The organism is Rhodococcus sp. KBW08 (assembly GCF_003852455.1).
Classification (GTDB): domain Bacteria; phylum Actinomycetota; class Actinomycetes; order Mycobacteriales; family Mycobacteriaceae; genus Rhodococcus_F; species Rhodococcus_F baikonurensis.
The window spans coordinates 1-5,346 of the sequence record NZ_QAJJ01000032.1 but is presented as its reverse complement, the minus strand read 5'-3'; the positions used below and the strand labels follow the sequence as shown (position 1 = coordinate 5,346).

Here is a 5,346-nt window from a genome sequence, read left to right as displayed (position 1 = left end):
TAGGACACCGCCGAACACAACGTAAGAGAAGCCCCCCAACCAGTCATGGTTGGGGGGCTTTCTCATACCCAAAACACACCCACACACACCACCCCCGACCGCGAGCGAACGGTACGTCCGTCGCCTCAGATCGACCGAACGTACCGTTCGCACGATCAGGGCAGGGCGCACGACTGAGGTCGGCGGGCGCTTTGCCCGGATCAGTCGATGCCGTCGGCGGTGGCTGTTGCATACTTCGGCCGGCCAGTGGGCAGGTACCGCTGGATCATCACGCCTTTCGGAGTTGCCTGCGATTCGGCCAGTTCGAGTGCGATGTCCGGTCCGGAGTCGGGAAAGAGTCGAGTGCCCTGGCCTACGACCACCGGCACGATTAGCAGGATCATCTCGTCGACGAGATCGTTCGCGAAAAGCCAACGGCACAAGTTGCCGCTCCCGTGCACCTGGAGCTCACCGCCGGGTACGGCTTTCAGTTCGCCGATCGCTGTGGCGGTGTCACCTGTAAGGGCGGTCGTGTTCTTCCATTGGGGATCGGTGAGCGTCGTCGACGCAAGATACTTGGGCCGCGAATTCAACGCGCTTGCAATGGGGTTGACATCCGGATTCTCGAACGTGCCCCAGTATCCGGCGAATATCTCGTAGGTGTGTCGGCCGAACAGGAAGGCGTCAGCTCGCTGGTAGACCTGGACGAGGTAATTCATCGCTTCGGTGTCCACCAATGGCGCGGACCATCCGCCCCGCTCGAATCCACCACGGCGGTCTTCGTCCGGCCCACCGAGTCCTTGCATCACTCCGTCGAGAGTGACGATGGTAAAGGTCGTCAGTTTCATAGTCGTACCCATCTCCCAGGCGTCGTCGGATTTCCGCTGTGCCGATATAGACCGTCGGGAAGAGGGAAAGTCATCGAGCGAACGTGGCATTCATCGCCTTGGATCGACCGAACGTGCCGTTCGCTCAGGGGGGGAGGTGAGATCAGGGCTGAACGGGCACGGACTCTGAGGGGGCGGCCTCGGACTCCAAAGCGTCGCACGGAATCGCGAGCTCGGTCTGTTCGAGGCGGCCGCGAAGGGTGATGTTCTCGGTGATCGACCACTGGGCAGCTTCGGCGCTGTCCGCAGCGGCCACCGCCCGTCCGGACGCGGCGACGTTACCCGGAACCGTCTTTGCGACCTCGGACAGTCGTGCTGCCTCGTTGACGGGATCACCGATGACGGTGTACTCGAATCTTTCTCGCGCACCGACGTTGCCGGCTACGGCAATACCGGCAGCGACGCCGATTCCCGCGCTCACTTCCGGAACTTCGGCACGCAGGCGCTGCTGGATCTTGCGGGCGGCGGCAAGAGCGCTGCCGGCGTGATCGTCGAGTGTCGTCGGCGCTCCGAAAATCGCCAGCGCTGCGTCGCCCTCGAACTTGTTGACGAATCCGCCGTGTGCATCGACCTCGTCGACGATGACGTCGAAGAATCGGTTGAGTAGAGCGACCACCGCGGTAGGGGAGTTGGTGGCCGCGATGGTGGTCGAACCGATGACGTCGACGAAAAGAACGGCAACGTCGCGCTCTTCACCGCCGAGTTCGGGGTTGCGGCGAACCGCGTTTGCGGCAACCTCGTGTCCGACGTGGCGCCCGAAGAGATCGCGAATTCTCTCGCGCTCGCGTAGGCCCTCGGCCATTCGGTTGAAGCCGGTCTGCAGCAGTCCCAGTTCGGTCCCGTCGTACACGACGACGGACGCGGTGAGGTCGCCACGGGTGACTTGTTCCATGCCTCGTCGTACGGACCGAATGGGGGCCGCGGCCGATCGAATGTTGATGTACGTCAGCCCGAGTCCGACACACAGGGTGATCCCGCCGATGACGAGGATGGCGATTGCGAGGGCTTGCCACGAAGCAGGTCGGATGAAGCTGAAGACCGCTACGAGCATCAAGCCAGTGACGGGGACTCCGCTTCCGAGCAGCCAGACGAGGATTGTCCGGCCGGTCAGTCCGAGAACGGCAGCCTTGCGGGGTGCTCCGGATTCGAGTGCACGCGCAGCAATAGGGCGGAGTGCGAACTCGCTGAGCAGGTAGCAGAAAGCACAGGTGGTGATACCGCTGAAGGCCACGGTGAACAGAACTTTCGGAATGGTGTCGGGGTCGACGATTCCGTACATGGTCGTGAAGGTGATGAGCGCGGCCGTCCACAGGACAGCTTGCACTCGGGTCAGTCGCCACGGCCCGCGCAGCGCCGCGCGTTGATTCTGCTCGGTTGGCCGGTGATCCTCGGTGGCCCACCGGAGATCCCGCATGAGGCGTTTGGTGCCCCAGAGAAGTCCGATCAGAAAGACACACCCGATGAAGACGGGCACGGCAATAAAGTTGATCCACGCGAATTCGGGGTGGATGATCTCGGGTCCGGGAACCACGAATCCGACGAGCACTATCGCCAGCACCGCTCCGATCAGGTTGGTGACCAGGAGAGGGGCAGTCAGTAGTGCCTGGACGCGGATTCGGCGACGCCTGGGGCTTTCGTCGGTGGATCCGAGCAGCCACGACCCCAGGGGCGCACTCGGGACACGGCTTCGCTGCATAGTGTGTCGAGAGTAGTCGTAATGATCGCTTAGGGTGGTCCGGTGCGCCTAGTTATTGCTCGTTGCCGTGTCGACTATGTGGGACGCCTGACCTCCCACCTCCCTACCGCAAGACGACTGCTGTTGGTCAAGGCCGACGGCTCCGTCAGCATCCATGCCGACGATCGGGCGTACAAGCCGCTGAACTGGATGAGTCCGCCGTGCTGGTTGGTCGAGACCACCGGAGACAGCGACGACATCCTGTGGGTCGTCACCAACAAGGCGGGCGAGGAGCTTCGGATCACTCTCGAGGAGGTCGAGCACGATTCGTCGTATGAACTCGGTCTCGATCCGGGATTGATCAAGGACGGTGTCGAAGCGCACCTTCAAGAACTTCTGGCGGAGCATGTCGAGACGCTCGGCCCCGGCTACACGTTGGTGCGACGCGAGTACATGACGGCCATCGGGCCGGTCGACCTTCTGGTCCGCGACGCGGACGGTGCATCGGTGGCGGTGGAGATCAAGCGCCGCGGCGAGATCGACGGCGTCGAGCAGTTGACGCGCTATCTGGAATTGCTCAACCGCGATCCGCTGCTCGCGCCGGTCACGGGAGTTTTTGCAGCGCAACAGATCAAGCCGCAGGCGAAGACTTTGGCCAACGACCGTGGGATCCGTTGCCTGGTCCTTGACTACGAGGCACTCCGCGGGACCGAAAGCACCGAGTTCCGACTTTTCTGACGCTGTTTAGACTCGAACCATGCCGCGCCGCAAACCTTCGCCGAAGCAAACCCGTCGAACGGATACTCGGCGTGCTCGGGATTCGAGTGCGGAGTCGCAGGCACCCAGTGGTGTGTTGTTCGGCGGGGCGCTGGTCCGGGAGGAACCCGGGCCGGGCGGTGAAATGTACATGGTGAGGCCGATACCCGGTTCCAATGCGACGAAGTTCTACCGGTGTCCCGGTTGTGATCACGACATCAGGCCCGGCGTCGCCCATGTGGTGACGTGGCCTTCGGAACCGGGTGGCGCGAACGAACGTCGACACTGGCACACCGGATGCTGGTCAGGCCGCGGAACTCGCAGCCTGACCAGACGGTGGTCCTGAGCGTCGATCAGTTCCTGGACTGGGCTCGCTGCTCGACGGCGCGGGTGTCGATCTCGGCGGTGTTGGTCTCGTCCGAGTCCTCGAGTACGTCGTCTTCGTCGATACGTGGTTCTGAGTCGACCGGATCTGCGTCGGCTTTCTTGTCTTCGATCTCGAGATCTTCCTCGGCTTCGACGATGACCGGAGCGGGCGGTGAATCGAGGAGTTCGCTCTCCCGATTGACCGATGCGAGCATGGCCGGAACCGAATCGAGTTGTCCGCGAATACCCAAGAGCTGAGCCAGGATTCGGCCACGGAGAACACGCAGTTCTTCAGTCAGTTCTTTTGCGTGTGCGATCTTGCGCTCGGACTGATCGGTGGCGGCCTGCAGCCTGCGCTGAGCCTCGTGCGACGCATCGGCGAGTCGACGCTCGGCCTCTGCCTTGCTCGACGACTCCAGTTCGTTGACGGCGGCGACGACCTTGGCGCGGCGCTCCGACATCGATATGTCGAAGTCTTCGCGGATCTGAGTGCGCTTGGCCTCGGACTCGGCAGCCAGTCGATCCCGCTCGGCTTGTGCGGCTTCGACGATGCGCGCGGCTTCGGTACGGGCCTGTGCCATGGTCTGCTCGTGCATGGTTTCCATCGCGTTGCGACGGTCCTCGAGTTCGGCGATCAGCGACTCGTAGTGCCCACGTAGGCGGGCGCCGTCCTGTTCGGCGATGGAGGTCATCTCGGCTGCGTCGGCCTCGGCCTTCGCGCGCACCTCGGAGGCCTCGTCGGAGGCAAGGCGCAGCATGCGGCTGATGCGATCGCTCATGCCCTCCGCAGTGGTGGGCGGCACCGACAGGCGGTCGACGTCCTTGCGGAGGTCGTCGATGTCGTCGCGTGCATCGTCGAGCTGCTTGGCAAGGTCACGGGCCTGCGCAGCGGCAGCATCACGATCGGCTGCGGTAACTCGCAGCTCCGCGTCGAATCGCTCGAAGTAGTTACGCACCTCGTCGCGGTCGTATCCCTTCCGTGCGATCTGGAACGGAAGTTGGATCGAACCGCGGTCCTGCTCGTATGCCATGGCGACAATCTACCTGGCATACGAGCTGGAGTCGGGTCTGCTAGTGGCTCGCGTCGGGTTCGACCAGTTCCACCAGGACGCCCCCGGCGTCCTTCGGGTGAATGAAGTTGATTCGCGAGTTGGCCGTACCGCGTCGGGGAGCGTCGTACAGCAACCGAACACCGCGCTCGCGAAGCTCGGCGGAGATGGCGTCGATGTCGGTGACCCGGTAGGCGAGCTGCTGCAGTCCAGGGCCGCTTCGGTCGATGAACTTGGCGATAGTCGAGTTCTCGTCCAGAGGCGCGAGCAGCTGAACGGCAGTGGATCCGGCGGGGGAGCCGACGACGGAGAGCATGGCCTCACGCACGCCCTGCGATTCGTTGATTTCCTCGTGGGTCGACACCATGCCCAGGTGCTGCGTGTACCACGCGATCGCCACGTCGAGATCGGGCACCGCGATTCCGACGTGATCGATCGCGACGACGAGGTCGGACGACAAAGGTGCGAGTGCAGAACTGGGGGAGGTCTGTGTCATACCTTTCACGGTAGCGCTACCGTTTGAGGAGTACACGTCGGGATGTGACTTGGCTCTTAGGCCGCACGGAACCGACGACTATGTCTCTTTTGCAGCCGGAGGAAATCGTGACCAGTTCTGTGATTGTTGCGGGAGCTC

General features: G+C 63.1%; 6 protein-coding genes. 2 read left to right on the top strand and 4 right to left on the bottom strand.

Annotation, left to right across the window (positions count from 1 at the left end):
* Positions 1-200: 200 nt before the first annotated feature.
* Positions 201-827 carry a dihydrofolate reductase family protein gene (locus DBV08_RS30555; RefSeq protein WP_124569866.1) on the bottom strand — a complete coding sequence of 209 codons (627 nt, stop codon included), beginning with the start codon at positions 825-827 and terminating at the stop codon, positions 201-203.
* A gap of 142 nt (positions 828-969) precedes the next feature.
* Positions 970-2,562 (bottom strand): adenylate/guanylate cyclase domain-containing protein, encoded by a 1,593-nt coding sequence (locus DBV08_RS30550; protein ID WP_124569865.1) that lies wholly within the window; start codon positions 2,560-2,562, stop codon positions 970-972.
* A gap of 42 nt (positions 2,563-2,604) precedes the next feature.
* Here DBV08_RS30550 and nucS point away from each other — a divergent pair, with 42 nt between their 5' ends.
* Positions 2,605-3,279 (top strand): endonuclease NucS, encoded by a 675-nt coding sequence (gene nucS / locus DBV08_RS30545; protein WP_003945160.1) that lies wholly within the window; start codon positions 2,605-2,607, stop codon positions 3,277-3,279.
* Positions 3,280-3,298: 19 nt separating this feature from the next.
* Positions 3,299-3,643 carry an ATP/GTP-binding protein gene (locus tag DBV08_RS33090; RefSeq protein WP_124569864.1) on the top strand — a complete coding sequence of 115 codons (345 nt, stop codon included), beginning with the start codon at positions 3,299-3,301 and terminating at the stop codon, positions 3,641-3,643.
* Positions 3,644-3,650: 7 nt separating this feature from the next.
* On the opposite strand, the gene DBV08_RS30535 is transcribed toward DBV08_RS33090, so the two are convergent.
* Together DBV08_RS30535 and mce are read right to left on the bottom strand one after the other, a co-directional pair.
* Positions 3,651-4,694: a hypothetical protein gene (locus DBV08_RS30535; protein WP_095973766.1), complete on the bottom strand. Its 1,044-nt coding sequence runs from the start codon at positions 4,692-4,694 to the stop codon at positions 3,651-3,653.
* 40 nt (positions 4,695-4,734) lie between these two features.
* Positions 4,735-5,208 carry a methylmalonyl-CoA epimerase gene (gene mce / locus DBV08_RS30530; protein ID WP_070385161.1) on the bottom strand — a complete coding sequence of 158 codons (474 nt, stop codon included), beginning with the start codon at positions 5,206-5,208 and terminating at the stop codon, positions 4,735-4,737.
* Positions 5,209-5,346: the final 138 nt, after the last annotated feature.

Coding starts and splice junctions, on each gene's coding strand:
- DBV08_RS33090 (WP_124569864.1), top strand. CDS start 3,299: ATGCCGCGCCGCAAACCTTCGCCGAAGCAAACCCGTCGAACGGATACT.
- DBV08_RS30555 (WP_124569866.1), bottom strand. CDS start 827: ATGAAACTGACGACCTTTACCATCGTCACTCTCGACGGAGTGATGCAA.
- DBV08_RS30550 (WP_124569865.1), bottom strand. CDS start 2,562: ATGCAGCGAAGCCGTGTCCCGAGTGCGCCCCTGGGGTCGTGGCTGCTC.
- mce (WP_070385161.1), bottom strand. CDS start 5,208: ATGACACAGACCTCCCCCAGTTCTGCACTCGCACCTTTGTCGTCCGAC.
- DBV08_RS30535 (WP_095973766.1), bottom strand. CDS start 4,694: ATGGCATACGAGCAGGACCGCGGTTCGATCCAACTTCCGTTCCAGATC.